This window comes from Arundinibacter roseus (assembly GCF_004348825.1).
Classification (GTDB): Bacteria; Bacteroidota; Bacteroidia; order Cytophagales; family Spirosomataceae; genus Arundinibacter; species Arundinibacter roseus.
This window is the reverse complement of sequence record NZ_SMJU01000022.1, coordinates 1-16,673: the sequence shown is the minus strand read 5'-3', so window position 1 is coordinate 16,673 and position 16,673 is coordinate 1. Positions and strand designations below refer to the sequence as shown.

Here is a 16,673-nt window from a genome sequence, read left to right as displayed (position 1 = left end):
TCGTTCCCTAGGAAATGCCCATTAGCTCCGTTAGGAGCGACCCAATGACTGGCGGAATCCCAACAAAAAGAACCTGTAAGAATATTCTCAATCCTTGCAGGTTCTTTTTGTACTTCAAAATTTCTTATAAACCTAAACGGTTTTCAATTTCAGAAAAATCAAATATCGCAAATCAAAACTCCTTCTTTAAGAGACGTTAGCGGGTCTCTTTTGGGAATAAACTCCTGACCCACGTACCCTTTATAGCCCGTGTCCACAATCGCCTTCATGATCGTAGGGTAATTCAGTTCCTGCGTATCATCAATTTCGTTGCGGCCCGGCACGCCACCGGTATGGTAATGCGAGAAGTATTTATGATTGTCCCGAATGGTGCGGATCACATCCCCCTCCATGATCTGCATGTGGTAAATATCGTACAGCAGTCCGAAGTTTTCGCTACCCAATTTCTTGCACAGCTCCACACCCCATTTGGAAGTATCGCACATGTAGTCTTTGTGATCGACCTTGCTGTTGAGCAACTCCATCACAAGCGTGACCTTATATTTTTCAGCGCTTTTCATCAGGCGTTGCAGGCCTTTCACGCAGTTTTCCATGCCCTGCTCATCGCTCATGCCGTTTCTATTGCCCGAAAAACAAATCACTTTGTCATAACCGGCGGCGGCTAGTTTGGGAAAATGCGCTTCATAGCTTGCCACGAGTTCGTCGTGAAAAGCTGGATTATTAAATCCTTCCACAATTCCTTTGCCCGCTCCCCACGGCATGGCGCAGTGCAAACCGTATTTTTTCAGGATGGGCCATTCTTCGGGACCGCACAGTTCGATGGAGGTGAGGCCAATCTCTTTGGCGGCTTTGCACAAATCCTCGAAAGGAATCTTGCCATAACACCACCGACACACCGAGTGGTTGATCCGGCCTTTCAGCGCAGACCCAAGGGCTTGTTCAGTTGCGTCCATACGATCTTTGAGCGAATTGGCCACGGGCATGCCTACGGCTAGCCCGGCCATTTGTTTGACAGCATCTCTACGGGATGATTTCATCGGTACGAGGGTTTTTGAGTGATTAGAGAATCTTACAATTCCCGGATTCGGATATTGCGGTACCATACTTTATCGCCGTGATCCTGCAAGGCAATGGAGCCTTTGGCAAACGAGCCAAAACCATCCCATCCCTTAAACTTGCTTTTCGCAACCATTGCATCCCATTCGGGGCCTTGGGTTGGGAAATCCACCACTTTCTTACCGTTCAGCCAGCTTTCTCCTTTTCCTTTGTTAATCACGATTCGGGCTTTATTCCACTCACCCGCAGGCTTTACGGCCGTCAGGTCAGAGGGGGGTAGCAAGTCGTACAGCGATCCTGCCTTGTGATTTCCTTCTTTTCCGGCAAATGAATCCGGGTGTTTGGCGTCATCGAGTACCTGAATTTCCGGTCCGGTAGAGTAGGGGCAGCAGTACTTTTCGCCTTCCTGTACGTGGTACATAATGCCGCTGTTGCCTTTTTCGCTAATCTTCCATTCGAGTTCCAGCTCAAAATCTCCGTACTCTTTCTCAGTCAGCAAATCTCCGCCGCCTTTTTCCATCAGGACCATCGCGCCATCTTCTACCTTCCATTTGGTGATTTCGCCGCCTTTCCATTTTTTCCATCCTTTCAGGGTTTTTCCATCAAAAAGAGATTCCCACTTTCCTTTCTTTGAAAAAGTGGTATAGGCCGAAGAGCCTCCCAAAATACACAGTGCAAGCAATGCACCAACAACCATTTTTGTAGATTTCATACGAATGATCTAAGCAGTTAAAAAAAGATTATGCTGGATAAAACGGCAGGTAAACTTTTCTATTGCCGCCTCCTTCATGCAAAGATAGTTTTTTCGGGAATTTACCCGATTTTTACTTGTTACCCGTTTACTTTTTCAAACCTGTCCGATTGGGCATCTTCTCCCGGCCTGAGCCACAGAAACTTGCCTGTGACAAAGAAAAATCACAACTTGCAGCCTATACTTTTCCTGAATAGTAATTCGTAAATCTCATGGCATCCATCTTTTCAAAAATAGTTGCAGGTGAAATTCCCTGCCACAAAATCGCCGAAACCGAAGACTTCCTGGCCTTTCTTGATGTGTTTCCGGTAGCACCGGGGCATACGCTCGTCATTCCCAAAAAGGAAATTGACTACCTCTTTGCCATGGATGACGACCTGTATACCGGTCTCCTGCAATTTGCCAAAAAAATAGCCCCGGCCCTGCAAAAGGCCGTTCCCTGCAAACGCATCGGAGTCAGCGTCATCGGGCTGGAAGTTCCGCATGCCCACGTACACCTGATCCCGTTGAACAGCATGGCCGACATGGATTTTGGGTCTAAGCTAAAAATGACTTCGGAGGAACTTGCCGAAACAACAGAAAAGATTCGGCAGGCTTTGGAAGCAGAAAATTGATCAGTTGATTGAGTAGCGGTTAGTTATCAGGTCATTGGTTTTTTTCCTGATAAGTAATTAAGCAAATTTAGTTTAGAGTATAATTTTTTAATGGGCATCTCTTGAATAATAGTGCTACTTATGCCTCGTAGAGGCTTACCGTTAGTAGAATAATGTCCATTTAATCTCTCATGAGCTCCGTTAGGAGCGGCCCGTGAGTACTGCTAGTGGGCCGCTCCTAACGGAGCTAGTGTGAATACTATCTATATATTAGCTACAAACAGTCAGCTCTTACGGAGCATCTCATACCCGGGATGGAATACCCGGGATGGAATTCATTCTACAATAATTTATGAACAGAATCAACATTCAAAAAAGCCCTTCTTTGCGGATGCTGAGCATCAGACCGTAGCTTTTGGGGTAGAGGTCGCCAATGTCCGCGGCAAGTGAACCTTGAACAAAGGTGTTTTCACCCAGCCAGGACGTGCGGGCCCGGAGGTTGAGGACTCCTGAAAATTGATAAGCGGTTGGCAAAAACGGCAGGTCATACACGCCCGCATTGCTCGAAAACGACAGCCGGGTAGACCACTCGATTTTTTGCAGCAGGGAACCTTGCAGGCCTGTATGAAATACCCACACCCGATTGTTGCTTGTGAAAGAATCGCCGTAGTTGGGGTAGCGCCAAACCGTTTCGGAGGTGGGCGGAATGAAGGGTGTGCCGATTCCCCGGTCAAAATACCCCCAGCCATCCCGAACCTGTGCGTGGTTGAAGTAGTTGTCTTTTCCGAAAATAGCCTGATTAAAAATAAATTGGCTTCCTCCCTGATTTTTGGTGTATAACACTTCAAAAACTCCTTTATGTATTTGAAAATCAGCATCAGACTCCGTGAGGCGCGTAAGGCTGATTCCGTTCAATCCGTCTTTGATGTTGGTCAATCGAAACAGCGACCCATCCTCGTAGATGTTTTGCCGGTAGAGCAACCAACGGATTTTCCTGCCTGTAATTTCAAAACCTGCGTCCAGCGTTCCAAGGTGATTGCCTACGCGGTTTGAATTATCAAAAAAAGTAGCCGTATCCAGCTTTCCGGCAGACGGCTGTCCCAAAGCCATTCGGATATAGTTTTCAAATCCCTTGGGCATTTGGCCATTAATTGTTTCATAGGGCGACTTCCCGCCCCACTGAACCTGATGATTAATTCCGCCCAGTAGTTTAAATGTCCCGTCCGGCTTGCCGATGCGGCCATACAGTTGTTTCTGATGAAATTTTAATTCGCTCGTTACCGGCCGGTTTTTTTCAAACCATCCGTCGGAATAAAAACCGATGATTTGCACCCAATTTTTAGTATAGGGTACCGCTGTGTACCGGCTGAGGCCAAACTGAATTTTTGGAAGTGGCAAGGCATTGCCCGACCAGGCGTAGGAACCACTGCTGAGGGTAGAGTCCGCAATTCCGATCCACTGTTTGCGGCGTCCGACCATTAGCTCCCAATTGCCAAACTGAACTGCTCCGTAGGCCTGCGGCAGCAAAAAGTCGGTTGTTTTTCCAACATTCGCTACGCCCTCAACCCCAACCTGAAACCGCCACTCTTTGGCAAAGTAAGTAGGGCGCATAACCCGCCGCCACTCTTTAATTGAATCTGACTTTCCCAGCGCCCAGGTGTGCTGCATGCCGCCACGAATCATCAGGGCGTTGCCATCCCGGGGAATTGTGCCAAATCGATTGCTCTGCTGCCAAAAGGGCGTCCGGGATCCATTGGTCAGCAAACCGCCTACCTCTACATAATTGGGAATAAAATCAACGGCTGTACTGTCTACCTGCGCAATGCCTGAAAAAGGAAGAAGGAAAATCAGAACCAGTAGTGTGCAGCGGTGACGTATCATTGAAAAAAAACGTATCGTAAGAAATTGGATGGCTCTATGGAAAGATTAGAAAAAAAGCCATACCCGGAAGGCAAATGTAAGTATATCTGATAAATCTCCAATAGGTTTACCGGGTTTCCGGTCTATTGAAAAACTCCGCGTTTTCGCCAGCCCACCATCAATCCGAAGGATTGCGGGTACAAGCCGCCCATATCTGCCGCTGCCTGAATGCTGAGCAAACTTCCTCCGGCAAAGGCGACGGGTTTTTCGGCACGCAGAAGTAGCGAGAGCTGCGTACGGGTAAAGGGCAGCGAGTACGTTCCGAAGTTTTGACTCAGCGTGGCTCTTGCCTGTACTTCCATTGCCTGCACCTGCGCGGTGGCACCCAGGTGCAGCGCCAGAAAACGGTTGTTGGTAGTAAAGGAAGAATCGCTCCGGGGAAGATCCTCCCGCAGGACATCCTGCGACGGCGCCAAAGGCGTACCCAAATTGTTGCCCCGATACGACCATCCCTGCGTGTACACGTAGTGATTGTAGTAGTTGTCGCGGCCAAAAATCCCGTTTTGGAAATCAAAGATTCTACCGCCCTGACTTTTAGTGGCAACAAACTCTACCAAAAATGCTTTCAGGCAGCTGCTCCCTGTAAACCCGGGTTCATTGCGTAGGATGCTCAGCCCGTTCAGCCCATCGGAAATATTGGTGAGTTCGGATAAGGAACCATCTTCGTAGATGTTTTGACGATACAGAAAGTACGTCCAGGTTTTCCCTTTCCATTTAGCGCCTAAATCAATTGTGCCAAAGTGATTTCCCACCCGGCTACTCGCCCAACTTTTACCTAAAATGGAGTACTTATAAGCTTCCGCAGGCGATAGCCCACCCGTAAAAATAAGGTATTCGCCACCCCACATGACCTGATGATTGAATCCGCCAAAGAGATGCAGCCGGTGAGTCGGTTTTCCCAGTCGTAGGTAAAGGGATTTGTGGTGCATGTAAGTATCGGGCACTTCGGTTACGTTCCCGTACTGTACGGCTGCGCTTCCCATGAGTCCGTCGGAATAGCTTCCTTTAAAGGCCAGAAAGTGACCCGTAAATCCCAGGGATACAAACTGCGGCAGCGCTACCTGAATCCGGGGCATCGGTCTGCTATTGGCCGACCACGCCAACGAACCGGACGTAAGGGTTGTGTCCTGCAAACCAACGGTTTCTTTGCGCTGCCCGGCGCTGATTTCCAGCGGGCCCAAACGAATCGCCGCGTAGGCATCCGTCAGAAAAAGATCGGTTTTTGGCCCGCCAAAGGCTACCACTTCGGCACCTGCTGACCATTTAATAAAGGAAGATGAAGATGAATAGCGTTTATAAAGCCCTGCCTGAGCGCTGCCAAAGGATCCTTCGGCGGGGAACATCCCGAACTGATTGGCCCGAAGCCAAAAAGGGGTTTGAGAGGTAGTGGCCGCAGCCTGTGCGGCAATTGAGTAGGTAAAGGTTGAGTCCTGTGCGTGCGCCACATGCGCCAGAAGTACTAAAAAAAATCCCGTCTGTAAAAAACGCATGCAACGTGGGGTTAGGTTCAAAAAGCGCCCAAAGTAGCTGTTAGCTGTTAGGTTATTAGCTGTTAGTTATTTATTACGCTGATAATCAAGTGTTTGTAATGTTATTTAACTAAACTAAATATGCTTAAGTACTTAAGTAGCTGTTAGCTTTTAGGTTATTAGCACTTAGGTTCTATATTATTGTAAATCAATACTTTGTGATACTTTTAAACATAATTTAATTCTGTCTGATTACATAAGTAGCTGAAAAAATAGTTTCTAATAATCTATTAACCAGGAACTTAACCATCAAAATTTGAATTTTTTAACACCTAACACCTAACACCTAACACCTAACACCTAACACCTAACAGCTAACTACCGTCCTTTGCGGGTAAATACGACAATTGCCGTTACAAGGATTATTTTCAGTTCCAGCTGAATGCTCCAGTGCTTGATATAGTAGAGGTCATACATCAGTTTGTGCCGCGCATCGCGCACGCCTGCTCCGTAGGGATACATGACCTGCGCGTAGCCCGTAATGCCCGGTTTTACTCCGTGCCGGAGGTTGTAATAAGGGACGGTTTCTTCAAACGTGTCAATGAATACCGGACGCTCCGGGCGTGGACCAATCAGCGACAGATCTCCTTTAAAAATATTAATCAGCTGTGGCAGCTCGTCAATGCGGGTGCGACGCATAATCGCGCCGTATTTAAAAATTCGGGAATCTTTCTTTCTTGAAAAAGCCGCTCCGTTGGCTTCCGCATCCGTACCCATGGATCGGAACTTGATGCACTTGAACTCGGCCTGATGCAAACCTGTACGTTCCTGAAAGTAAAAAATTGGCCCCGGAGACTCCTGCCGAATACGAAATGCGCTCGCAAGCCACAAGATAGAACTAAGCGCAAATAGCACGATAGAAAGTACCAGATCAATGATATTCTTAACCGCCCGAACCTTGCCGTCAAAAGACAAACGACGCGGCATTGCGGGATTTTCCTCTGCTATGTCATCCGGGATGTACACCTTTTTCAGTACATTCTCACAAAAGTCATACACCGTCGTAATGCGGATCGACTTGTTGTTGCGGATGACAAGCTCATATATGACATGATAGCGGGAATCGTACTGCGGGTTGGTTACCAAATGAATTTTATCGAACTTTTCGAGTAGTGGCCGGATCGTCTGATTCAGTAAATAATCATCGTCAACCATGCGGGGGACAAGGATTATCTCCTTGTATTTTTTCAGGAGTAGCTTTAAGCCATTCTTGTCCAGAAAGTAATCAAAACTAGTAATAATGAGTACCTCATCAGAGATAGCGGTCTTGCTTTTCAGGCGATGCGCGTATGACTTCGCAGGAGTATGGTGGTAAGAAAACTTCCTATTCATACGGGAAACAATATGTTAATATTCGGGATGTGCTTGTAAATCTAAACAATATGCAATTGCCTACAAAATAAACTGAGCCAAAGGTCAAAATATAGTCATGAAGGGGAGAGCTTATCACTCGTGAAAATTATTTACATAAATGTGTAATCTCCTGATCATTTGCGCAGTGGAGAACGCATACGGCGGGAAGTCATTTTACCAAAATTGTTTCACTTTTCTAAGATAGCGCAGCAGCCAAAAACGAAGGGGAATGTCCTGCTGATGCCTTTTCCAGGCCGCCACAATCTCCTGATTCCCCCTGCGGATATTCTGCGTCGATTGATTGGTGGCTCCCCCCAACCGCATCCGCACCCACACCTCCGGCATGTAAACAGACGGGCGTTGCTCAATTTTTAATAAGCGGAACATGAGTTCGTAGTCGGCGGCGAGTTGGAAGGTTTCATCAAATCCCCCGCTCGCCAGCAGGGCACTTCGCCGGGCAAAAAACGCCGGGTGAGGCGGTACGTGGCCTTCCTCAAAAAAGGCGGCATCGTAAGGTCTGCTCTTCCAGCGTCGCACCACCTTTCCAAGGTCATTTTCCTTGACATACACCAAATCACCAAAAACAACATCTGCCTGCGGGTTCTCAGCAAATGCCCGCTGCACCTGTGTCAGCACCTCCGCATGTTCGTAAACGTCATCAGCGTTCAAAAACCCGACAATGTCTCCGGTGGCAAGTCTGATGCCCTTGTTCATAGCGTTGTAAATCCCTGAATCCGGCTCGGAAGTTAGCCGCACAACGGGAGAATTAAAGCCCGCAATAACCGCAAGCGTACCATCCGTAGAAACTCCATCCACCACCACATGCTCCAGCTGCCGCACCTTCTGCGCAGCTACTGACGCAAGCGTGTCTCCAACCGTATGAACGTTGTTGTAGACGACAGTGATGATGGATAAGGTTGGCATATGGAAAGTGAGAATGCTATATCAAAATTAAATTACACCGCAAAAGTCAAGAATAATAGAATTTGATTTTTTAGAATTGTTTATAGTGCCAAATTCCTTATGCGCTACAAGAACTACAAGTATATCTGCATCGTGTGAAGCATGATCAAAAGCAGAAATTTTGAAGGTTGGATGACTTTCAATGTTAGGCTCAACAATAATTGAATCAGGAGCAAAACTTTGAATCACTGATTGGACTATATATACTGCCGGGCTTTCTCTTAAATCGTCAATATTAGGTTTAAAGGATAGACCCAGTAGGGCGATTGAGGGTTTTTTTGCATGTTTAATCTCAAACTCCAAAGCTGTTGTTTTAATTTTTTCAATTACCCACTCCGATTTATAATTATTTACTTCACGCGCTTTACGAATAAGTTGAGCCTCATTTGGATAATCAGCTACAATAAACCATGGATCCACAGCTATACAGTGTCCTCCAACACCACAGCCCGGTTGCAGGATATTTACTCTGGGGTGTCGGTTTGCCAGCCTTCGCAACTCCCATACATTTATATTTGCTTTATCACAAATTATGGATAGTTCGTTCGCAAACGCAATATTTGTATCTCGATAAGAATTTTCAGCTAGTTTGCATAACTCAGCAGTCCGAGCATTTGTCGCAAGAACTTCCCCAGAGACAAATGATTTGTAAAAGGCAATGGCTTTTTCAGTAGAGGCAAGATTAATGCCGCCAACAACACGGTCATTCTCAATTAATTCTCTCATCACATGTCCTGGCAAAACTCTTTCAGGACAATGAGCTACATAAACAGAACTGATGTCAACACCTTCAGAAGCAAGAATATCAGCAATTTTTTCAGTGGTACCTATTGGTGATGTAGATTCCAAAATAATAAGATTACCGGGCTTTATAAAGGGCGCTATGGCCTTGGTAGCATTGAAAACATATTCCAAATTTGGTTGAAAATCACCCTGAAAAGGTGTTGGAACAGCAATTATAAAAACATCTGAATAGGTTGGAAGTATTGTTGCCTTTAAATTTTTAGAATTAATTGCAGCCATAACAAATGCATCTAATTCAGGTTCAACAATATGTATTTCACCTCTATTAATTATATCAACAACATGCTGCTGAATATCAACGCCAGTTACACTAAAACCTCTATTTGCCAATAGTGCAGCTGTTGGTAAACCAATATAACCAAGACCCATGATACAGATCTCGTTAAACTCTTTATGTTTGGCCATAAATCAATTAATTAAGTTCATTAACTATAAAATTAACAATACGTTTGGAAGCATTCCCATCTCCATAAGGATTTGAAAGTTTACTCATTTGTTCGTATTTTTTTTCATTTTGAAATAATGAAATTGTTTCAGTCACAATTTTTTCATAATCGGTACCAACTAGAATAACAGTTCCGGCACTTACAGCCTCAGGTCTTTCAGTAGTATCCCTCATAACAAGTACAGGCTTTCCAAGGGAAGGAGCCTCCTCCTGCACACCTCCGCTATCAGTAATAATTAGTTTTGATTGATTCATCAACCAGATAAATGCCTCGTAAGGTTGAGGTTCAATTAGAAAAATGGCAGGGTTATTTGATAAGTACTTAAATACGGGATCCTGCACATTTGGATTCAAATGAACTGGATAAATTATATCTGCATCTAAACTTTGAGATATGGTATGTAAAGCTTTACATATAGAAACAAAACCTTCTCCAAAATTCTCCCGACGATGGCCTGTTACAAGTATAAATGGGCGATTAAAGGGTAGAGTATCTATCAAAAGTTTAATTGAATCAGGTTTTTGATCTTTAATTTTATTTAACCCTAAAAGTAAGGCATCAATTACAGTGTTTCCAGTAATTTCGATTTTTGATGGATCGATTCTTTCATCCAATAGGTTATTTTTCGATTCTATGGTAGGAGCAAAATGATAATCGGCAATTCTGCCAGTTATATTTCTATTCAATTCTTCTGGGAATGGAGATTTTTTATTGAATGTTCGTAATCCTGCTTCAACATGTGCAACCGGGATCCCAAGATAAAATGCTGACAAAGCAGCTGCCATAGAGGTTGTAGTATCACCATGAACCAGTACCAGGTCTGGTTGAAAAATTTCATAAATCTTCTTTGTTTCCTGAATAATGTCAGAGGTTAATGAGTGTAGATTTTGCCCAGGTTTCATTAGATTCAAATCGAAATCAACTTCAATATCAAAAAACCTAAGAACCTGATCCAACATGTGTCGATGTTGTGCGGTAATACAAATCTTTAAGTCAATTATACGAGCAAATTTTTGAAATTCAGGAATTAGCGGAGCCATTTTTATGGCCTCAGGGCGTGTACCAAATAATAATAAAACCTTTTTCTTCTCCATAAATTAGGTGTATTGCGCTTGACTGAATTATCTTAAATACGCTAGAAGCAGACCACGAGCCATGTTTAAACGGAATGTTAGCTTCTTTAAAGAACTGTGTTGACTCTTGCCGGACGCAGTAAAAGGCGTAGCATTTTTGGAATGACGCCTGTACAGCATGAGAGGTTCCTCAATAATTGCAACGTTGTAAAAAAACTCACAAATAATTCCAATCCAAATATCATGCATCGGAATATATTTCGGGAAAGGTAACAATTTAGCCAATACACGTTTTTTAAAGGCCATGCAACAGCCAAGATAAGGATTAGCCAGGAAACTTTGTAATTTGCCTGGCCTGAATTGATAAACTGAGCGGTAAGATTCATACCGAACGCTTAGGTTTTCGTCCACTATCGTGCAATCGGAAAGTATCATATCACAATTAGTAGATAAAAAAGTATTTTGAAAGGTATCTACTTTATTAGGTAACCAAATATCGTCCTGATCACATAAATAAATGAATTCATTTTGAGCATTTTCAATGGCATATTCAAAATTGAAAATTGGATTTCGAAATGGGCTTTCTGGTAACGGTAAAATCTTTATACGATCGTCGCGATATGATTTAAGGATAAATAATGTATCATCTGTTGAGTGATCATCGGCAATAATGAGCTCATCATGAAGATTCAGCTGTGACAAAACAGATTCTACTTGCTGACGCAAGAAACTAGATCCGTTATAAGTTGCCATACAAACAGAAATGGGAGGTCGATTCATTTTAATAAACCTTGGTAAAGAAGTCTATATTTTTCAGAAGCCTGGTCTAATCTATAATTTTCTTCTAGAAATTGTTCGATAGTCGAATCGTTTTTGCTTCTTTCAATTCGTGTATTTAGAAAATTACGATTTACCGAAACGAAATTCTTAAATGAGGAGTAGGAAAGATTAGGCAGAACAAATCCTAAGTTATGAAGTTTAACTTGTTCCGATGTATCTCCTATACCTTCTGTAATAATGACTTTCAATCCTGCAGACAAATAATCAGCAAATTTTATAGGCGCAGCTACTCGATTTACAGTATCAGGTAAACGCAGCAACAAACCAAAGTCACATTTGGAGAGATAGAATGGAACATCTTTACTTTTAGCAGAAAGGACTTTAAAACTATGTTGTGGAATAACTTCCTGGGCTATTGTATTGGCATTTATTGTATCTAAGGTAAGTATCAAGAGCTTTGCATTTGGAATTTCATTTAAAATAACATTAAAAAGTTCGAGGGTTTTTGGAAATTGTTGCCAAATATCCAAAGAACCAGAATAGACAAAAACAGGATAATTTGTTATAGGGAAAGGGAAAGTAATATTTATTGAATAATTATGAACTTGTTTACTTGAAGAAAAAGTAGGAATGACCGCTATTTTTTTATTAGTGATTCCTTTATCTAAAACATATTGTTTGAATGAATTAGAAACAACTACAATTCGAGAGGAAAACCGTAAGAATACATTTTCAAAGACCCTAAAAACTAGACTTAACAAATAGTACTTGGTTTTTTGCAGGGGAGAGGAGACGACTACTGCACGCGCCCAAAATTCGTGACCCATTACGCCACGCATATCAAAAATAATTGGTTTTTTCTTTATGAATGAAAATGGAACCGCTGCAAACATGGGCGAGTAACTCCTAACATGGATAATATCATAATTCTTGGAATTCTTCATTAACCAGATAAAAAGATTTATCAAAATGAGAAGAAAAGATTTCCTTTCCAAAAAAATATGATTTGAGTGTTTTGTATTGTTTTTTATATAGTTTGAGTTCTCTAATGTCAAAATATCAATGTCGTAACTGTCATTTAAAGAATTGGTTAGTGTTACAACCTGAGTTTGTATTATAGGATCTTTTTCAAGGCTCTCTAAGGTTAAATAGAGAATTTTTTCTTTAACTTGCATATGAATTAAAAATTATCTCATTTTTTTGAGGCAATTAAAATCACTTCAAATCTAAAAAATGGTTTCCCTTCGAATTTGATTTTCTTTATTAGTTTCATAGCAATTCTACTGGTTTCAATTTTTGACATCCATTTAGCAGGGAATCTTAAAAAAAAGGATAAATATTTAATTTTTCTAAGAGGGATCGGTGTCTTGAAAATATTGAAACCACGTTTTTCTAACTCAATAATTAATTCAGTATATGTAGTTTCATTAAGATGAGTACCCATTGAGGGTGTAATACCTGAGTACGTATAATCTAATATTCTAGTGACGTCCCATGGTCCGAAAAGTCTATTTGGTACTAAAAACACAACCTTGCCATTTTCATGAATTGAATCTGTAATAGAATCCAATAAATCAGCAGTATCGAATTTTGAAATATGCTCATAAACATTGTCAAGTATCGCAACATCAAACCGATTTTCGACTTTGAAATTAACTATATCTGACTTTATAAAATGCATGTTTTCAACATCAATTTGCGGAGTGATAGTCGAAATATCTATCCCTAATAGTGATTTAAATGGATAACTCAATGAGATTGCATGTAAAAGGGCGCCATCTCCACACCCAATATCAATTATTGATTTATTTTTAAATTCTCTTTTGAATAGGAATGCATTTTTCTTTTTCTCTCTAATATTCTTTTTGAAATCATATTTTTGATCTTTACCATATAATGAATGAACCTGTGAATAGACCCATTCATATAATTTTAGACGATTTTCCTTAATGGGTTCATTACAGATTTCTTCATGAAACTTTTTCTCAATTTCGAAGGCTTTTACTAATTTATAATCTTCAATATTAATTTCTCGACTAAACTCTTCCAGATATGGGAATTTTGAATCCATAGTATTTTGATTTATTTATTAAATGCCTTATTACTTATACTGCAAATTGAGGATACGGTCATACAACTCAAATAGAAAAATATGAATTCATTCAAAATAAGATCACCTGATACCATGGAATTTAAAAAAAAATATAGCAACAAAAACTTAAATGAACTATTATTATTGTGCCAAATATTAAATATGGAAGCGAATATAAATAATGTAAACAATATTCCATATTCAACAATTAATTCAAGAATTAAGTTGTGTGGATATATTCTATCATTAATAATAATTCCTGAATAGAAAAATGAAAAATCACCCATTCCAAAACCAGTAAAGAGAATTTTAGGAAAATTCTCGATAATTAGAAATATTGTTCTTGGCCATACAACAACCCTGCTGGTTTCATATGTTTCACCTCTCGCATAATCTGGTACTGCCCGAAAAAACCTTTGAACCAAGTAGCTATTTGTATCTAATCTATTGATTAGTTCAAATGAAAAAAACATTATTGAACCAAAAAATAAAATAGCTATAATGAGTGAAAATATTTTTTTCTCTTTTGGAAGAGAAAAAATTTGATTAAATATTGAATAAAAGAAAACAAGAATCATGGATAGAACTGGCCCTTTTGACCCTGAAAGATAAATTATAGGTGTACCAATAAGTAAAATAATAATAGCTCCCTTTCGATTATTTAAAATTAGCCCAACTAATAATATTAATTCGCATAAATTTCTTGAAATCCAAATGGGATTTAACTTTCCTATATAGATCCTATTATTTAAAGCATTTGAGTTTGCTCCAAGTAATAAAGTACTAAATAGAAAAAGCACACTAATGAAACCAGCTAGAACATATCCATTAATAAAATTTGGTAAATCTTTACCTAGCAATATCGGAATAAAAATTAAGGGTATGACCTTAATATATATCATAAATAATTTGTAGGTTGAATAATCTGTTTTATTTGAATAGAAATATGATAACGTAACAAAAAAAATAAAGAGAAAAATAAAAACTACTAGTTTTACAGGTAAAATTATTGACTTACGTTTTGATAACACCAAAATAAAAAATATTAATACAGGTAATAACGATATTCCAGAAATATCAGGATAAATTCCTAGTACTATTGTTGGCATACCAAATAAGAATCCAAGTACTGCATTACTTTTTGGAATAGTGATCATATTGTGTAAAATATTGCCCTTAATACTAATTTTAAGTATCTTAAATAGGTTAAACTAAAACCACTTATGAATCCCAATATTCCACAATGCCGTGCGTAGAAATTATAATTTAATCTTAAATTATATATTGACCTTCTGCTACTTAGTAAGTTAATCAAATTATTTATGTCATTATAATTATTATTTATACCTGAATTTTTTGCATCATTATAGATTTCTAAATTAGGGCAAAATTTTAGTTTGAATCCTAATTCTTTCCCTCTTAGGCAATAATCTGCGTCTCCTTTGTATTGTGGGAATTGTGTGCTATTAAATAAGCCATTTAGTGAAAATAATTTTTGCGAAATTAGCATACCCATTCCACCACTCCAATCTACATATCTCTTTGCTTCGTATATTGAATTATTATCTTGACCATTGCCATAAATTGTTATCTTACCTGTATTTTTGTTAAATCCGCACCCTGCGGCAAATATTAATTTTTTGTCATAATTGGTGTTAATTTTATAATATATTTTAGAGCATAGAAATTCATTTTCCTTTAAGAGTGATAATTCATAATTTAAATTTTTAAAGTAATTTATATCCGCAATTATATCATTATTCCAGCAAAGTACGAAATCAACTCTTAAAACATTGAATGAATAATTTAGTCCATAATTCATTCCTTCGCTCCACCACAAATTTCCATTTCCTTGAATCAATATAATTTCTGGATAATTTTTTGTTATCCATGAACTACTTTCATCAGTCGACCCATCATTTATAATTATAATATCATAAGTATTGTTAAGATCATTATCTTTTAGGCATGTTTTTAAATTCTTTAAACATACTTTTGTGAATTCTAATCCATTAAATATTGGAAATACTATTGCAATTTTCATTTGAAATACTATTTTCTAAAAAATAATCCATCAATCTGGTACAAATCAAGTGTTTTCGGATCATAAAAGCCTTGTTTAATATCGATAAGACCAAAACCAAGGTTATTTAGTTTTTCTAGCATTTCTTTAAATAATATTTCACCTTTATATAATTCCACTATTGACATTTCAATTTGAATACCCATTACGTTAGCTAATGATTTTTTTGCGCCAAAGATTATTTTATCTTCATATCCTTGTGCATCTAATTTTAAAAAAATATTTTCATTTAATAACGATTGTTCTTTATTGAAGAATGTGTCAAGTGTCATTGTTTTTACTATTTCCTTGCCTATAACATGGGCATTTGAATATGCTTCATTCATATAATTATTGCTTACATCTAAAATGGAACTGGTTACTGACATTTCTGAAACATTAATTTCGAGTTCGCCATCAATATCACCTAATGCCACGTTAATGGCTCTCCATTCTTTATGTTTTTTAGTTAAAGTATTTAGAATTTGAAATTCATTAGATAATGGTTCAAATGATATAATTTTTCCTTTATATCCTAAATCTCTGATTTCTTTCCCATACTGTCCTACATTGGCTCCTACATCTAGAACTAACGAAATATTATATTTTTTAAAAAGCTTTAATTTTCTCCTTTGATGTATATTTGGATATCTTTTAATATCAACTCCTAATTTTTTGAAAATATTTGTTATTATGTATTTCATTTCTTTTTGAATTTAACTTCCAGTTAATGTTTAATAAAATTAGAAAAAAGATAATTAATAGAATAATTCTAAAAGTTATGTTTATGTCGTATATTATATATAATGTACCAAAAAGTATATATGTAATTAATGGGATAAATAGGTTATATATATTACTTTTGAATTGTTGTTTATTTATTTCTAATAATCTGAAACTGTCAATTAATAATACTAATACTAAGGCATAGAAAGCATTTCCTATTACCGCACCTAGTAGCCCAAAGTTTAGACTTAATATATAAATTGCTATTACTGAAATTAATCCTGATATTATTGTTACGTACATTACTTTTTTTGCTTTACCAAAACCTAAATGTGTATAATGACCTGTTACGGATACTGTATATACTCCAAAAATTATTGCTAATATTGAAAAATATGTAATGTACTCATACTTGAAATTTTCTTTCAAAAAGAATATTAAGATTTCTTCCGAAAAACATATTAAGAATAGCGATCCTCCAAAGGAAACAGTAATATTCAATACAAATACCTTAAGAAATGATTT

The 16,673-nt window shown here is 38.9% G+C and carries 16 protein-coding genes; 1 reads left to right on the top strand and 15 read right to left on the bottom strand.

From position 1 onward, the window contains the following. Positions 1–158 precede the first annotated feature (158 nt). Positions 159–1,037 carry a hydroxypyruvate isomerase family protein gene (locus EZE20_RS22795; RefSeq protein ID WP_132122134.1) on the bottom strand — a complete coding sequence of 293 codons (879 nt, stop codon included), beginning with the start codon at positions 1,035–1,037 and terminating at the stop codon, positions 159–161. Between the two features lie 32 nt (positions 1,038–1,069). Then, positions 1,070–1,768 carry a 3-keto-disaccharide hydrolase gene (locus EZE20_RS22790; RefSeq protein WP_132122132.1) on the bottom strand — a complete coding sequence of 233 codons (699 nt, stop codon included), beginning with the start codon at positions 1,766–1,768 and terminating at the stop codon, positions 1,070–1,072. A gap of 251 nt (positions 1,769–2,019) precedes the next feature. Here EZE20_RS22790 and EZE20_RS22785 point away from each other — a divergent pair, with 251 nt between their 5' ends. Next, on the top strand, positions 2,020–2,421 hold the full coding sequence (locus tag EZE20_RS22785; RefSeq protein ID WP_132122130.1) for an HIT family protein: 402 nt from the start codon (positions 2,020–2,022) through the stop codon (positions 2,419–2,421). Between the two features lie 348 nt (positions 2,422–2,769). On the opposite strand, the gene EZE20_RS22780 is transcribed toward EZE20_RS22785, so the two are convergent. The 13 genes from EZE20_RS22780 to EZE20_RS24340 form a co-directional block, all read right to left on the bottom strand. Continuing rightward, positions 2,770–4,281 (bottom strand): capsule assembly Wzi family protein, encoded by a 1,512-nt coding sequence (locus EZE20_RS22780; RefSeq protein WP_132122128.1) that lies wholly within the window; start codon positions 4,279–4,281, stop codon positions 2,770–2,772. 122 nt (positions 4,282–4,403) lie between these two features. Continuing rightward, a complete protein-coding gene (locus EZE20_RS22775) occupies positions 4,404–5,810 on the bottom strand; it encodes a capsule assembly Wzi family protein (protein ID WP_132122126.1) in 1,407 nt (468 codons plus the stop codon). A gap of 357 nt (positions 5,811–6,167) precedes the next feature. After that, a complete protein-coding gene (locus EZE20_RS22770) occupies positions 6,168–7,181 on the bottom strand; it encodes a sugar transferase (RefSeq protein WP_132122124.1) in 1,014 nt (337 codons plus the stop codon). 195 nt (positions 7,182–7,376) lie between these two features. Next, positions 7,377–8,126, bottom strand: coding sequence for a glycosyltransferase family 2 protein (locus EZE20_RS22765; protein WP_132122122.1), 750 nt, complete (start codon positions 8,124–8,126; stop codon positions 7,377–7,379). Positions 8,127–8,153: 27 nt separating this feature from the next. Continuing rightward, positions 8,154–9,374 carry a UDP-N-acetyl-D-mannosamine dehydrogenase gene (gene wecC, locus EZE20_RS22760; protein WP_132122120.1) on the bottom strand — a complete coding sequence of 407 codons (1,221 nt, stop codon included), beginning with the start codon at positions 9,372–9,374 and terminating at the stop codon, positions 8,154–8,156. 7 nt (positions 9,375–9,381) lie between these two features. Further along, positions 9,382–10,509: a non-hydrolyzing UDP-N-acetylglucosamine 2-epimerase gene (wecB, locus tag EZE20_RS22755; protein WP_132122118.1), complete on the bottom strand. Its 1,128-nt coding sequence runs from the start codon at positions 10,507–10,509 to the stop codon at positions 9,382–9,384. A gap of 27 nt (positions 10,510–10,536) precedes the next feature. Further along, positions 10,537–11,241, bottom strand: coding sequence for a glycosyltransferase family 2 protein (locus EZE20_RS22750; protein ID WP_165933556.1), 705 nt, complete (start codon positions 11,239–11,241; stop codon positions 10,537–10,539). A 23-nt stretch (positions 11,242–11,264) separates the two neighbouring features. Beyond that, positions 11,265–12,443 carry a glycosyltransferase gene (locus EZE20_RS22745; RefSeq protein ID WP_132122114.1) on the bottom strand — a complete coding sequence of 393 codons (1,179 nt, stop codon included), beginning with the start codon at positions 12,441–12,443 and terminating at the stop codon, positions 11,265–11,267. 17 nt (positions 12,444–12,460) lie between these two features. Then, positions 12,461–13,339: a class I SAM-dependent methyltransferase gene (locus EZE20_RS22740; RefSeq protein ID WP_132122112.1), complete on the bottom strand. Its 879-nt coding sequence runs from the start codon at positions 13,337–13,339 to the stop codon at positions 12,461–12,463. Positions 13,340–13,350: 11 nt separating this feature from the next. Next, positions 13,351–14,517: an O-antigen ligase family protein gene (locus EZE20_RS22735; protein WP_132122110.1), complete on the bottom strand. Its 1,167-nt coding sequence runs from the start codon at positions 14,515–14,517 to the stop codon at positions 13,351–13,353. Continuing rightward, positions 14,514–15,404 carry a glycosyltransferase family 2 protein gene (locus EZE20_RS22730; protein ID WP_132122108.1) on the bottom strand — a complete coding sequence of 297 codons (891 nt, stop codon included), beginning with the start codon at positions 15,402–15,404 and terminating at the stop codon, positions 14,514–14,516. Before EZE20_RS22730 ends, EZE20_RS22735 begins: the two co-directional genes overlap by 4 nt. Before the next feature lie 8 nt (positions 15,405–15,412). Beyond that, positions 15,413–16,126 (bottom strand): FkbM family methyltransferase, encoded by a 714-nt coding sequence (locus EZE20_RS22725; protein ID WP_132122106.1) that lies wholly within the window; start codon positions 16,124–16,126, stop codon positions 15,413–15,415. Then, positions 16,083–16,673, bottom strand: a 591-nt coding sequence (locus EZE20_RS24340; RefSeq protein WP_207104710.1) for a polysaccharide biosynthesis protein, incomplete at its 5' end; no start/stop codon positions are given. The genes EZE20_RS22725 and EZE20_RS24340, both read right to left, overlap by 44 nt.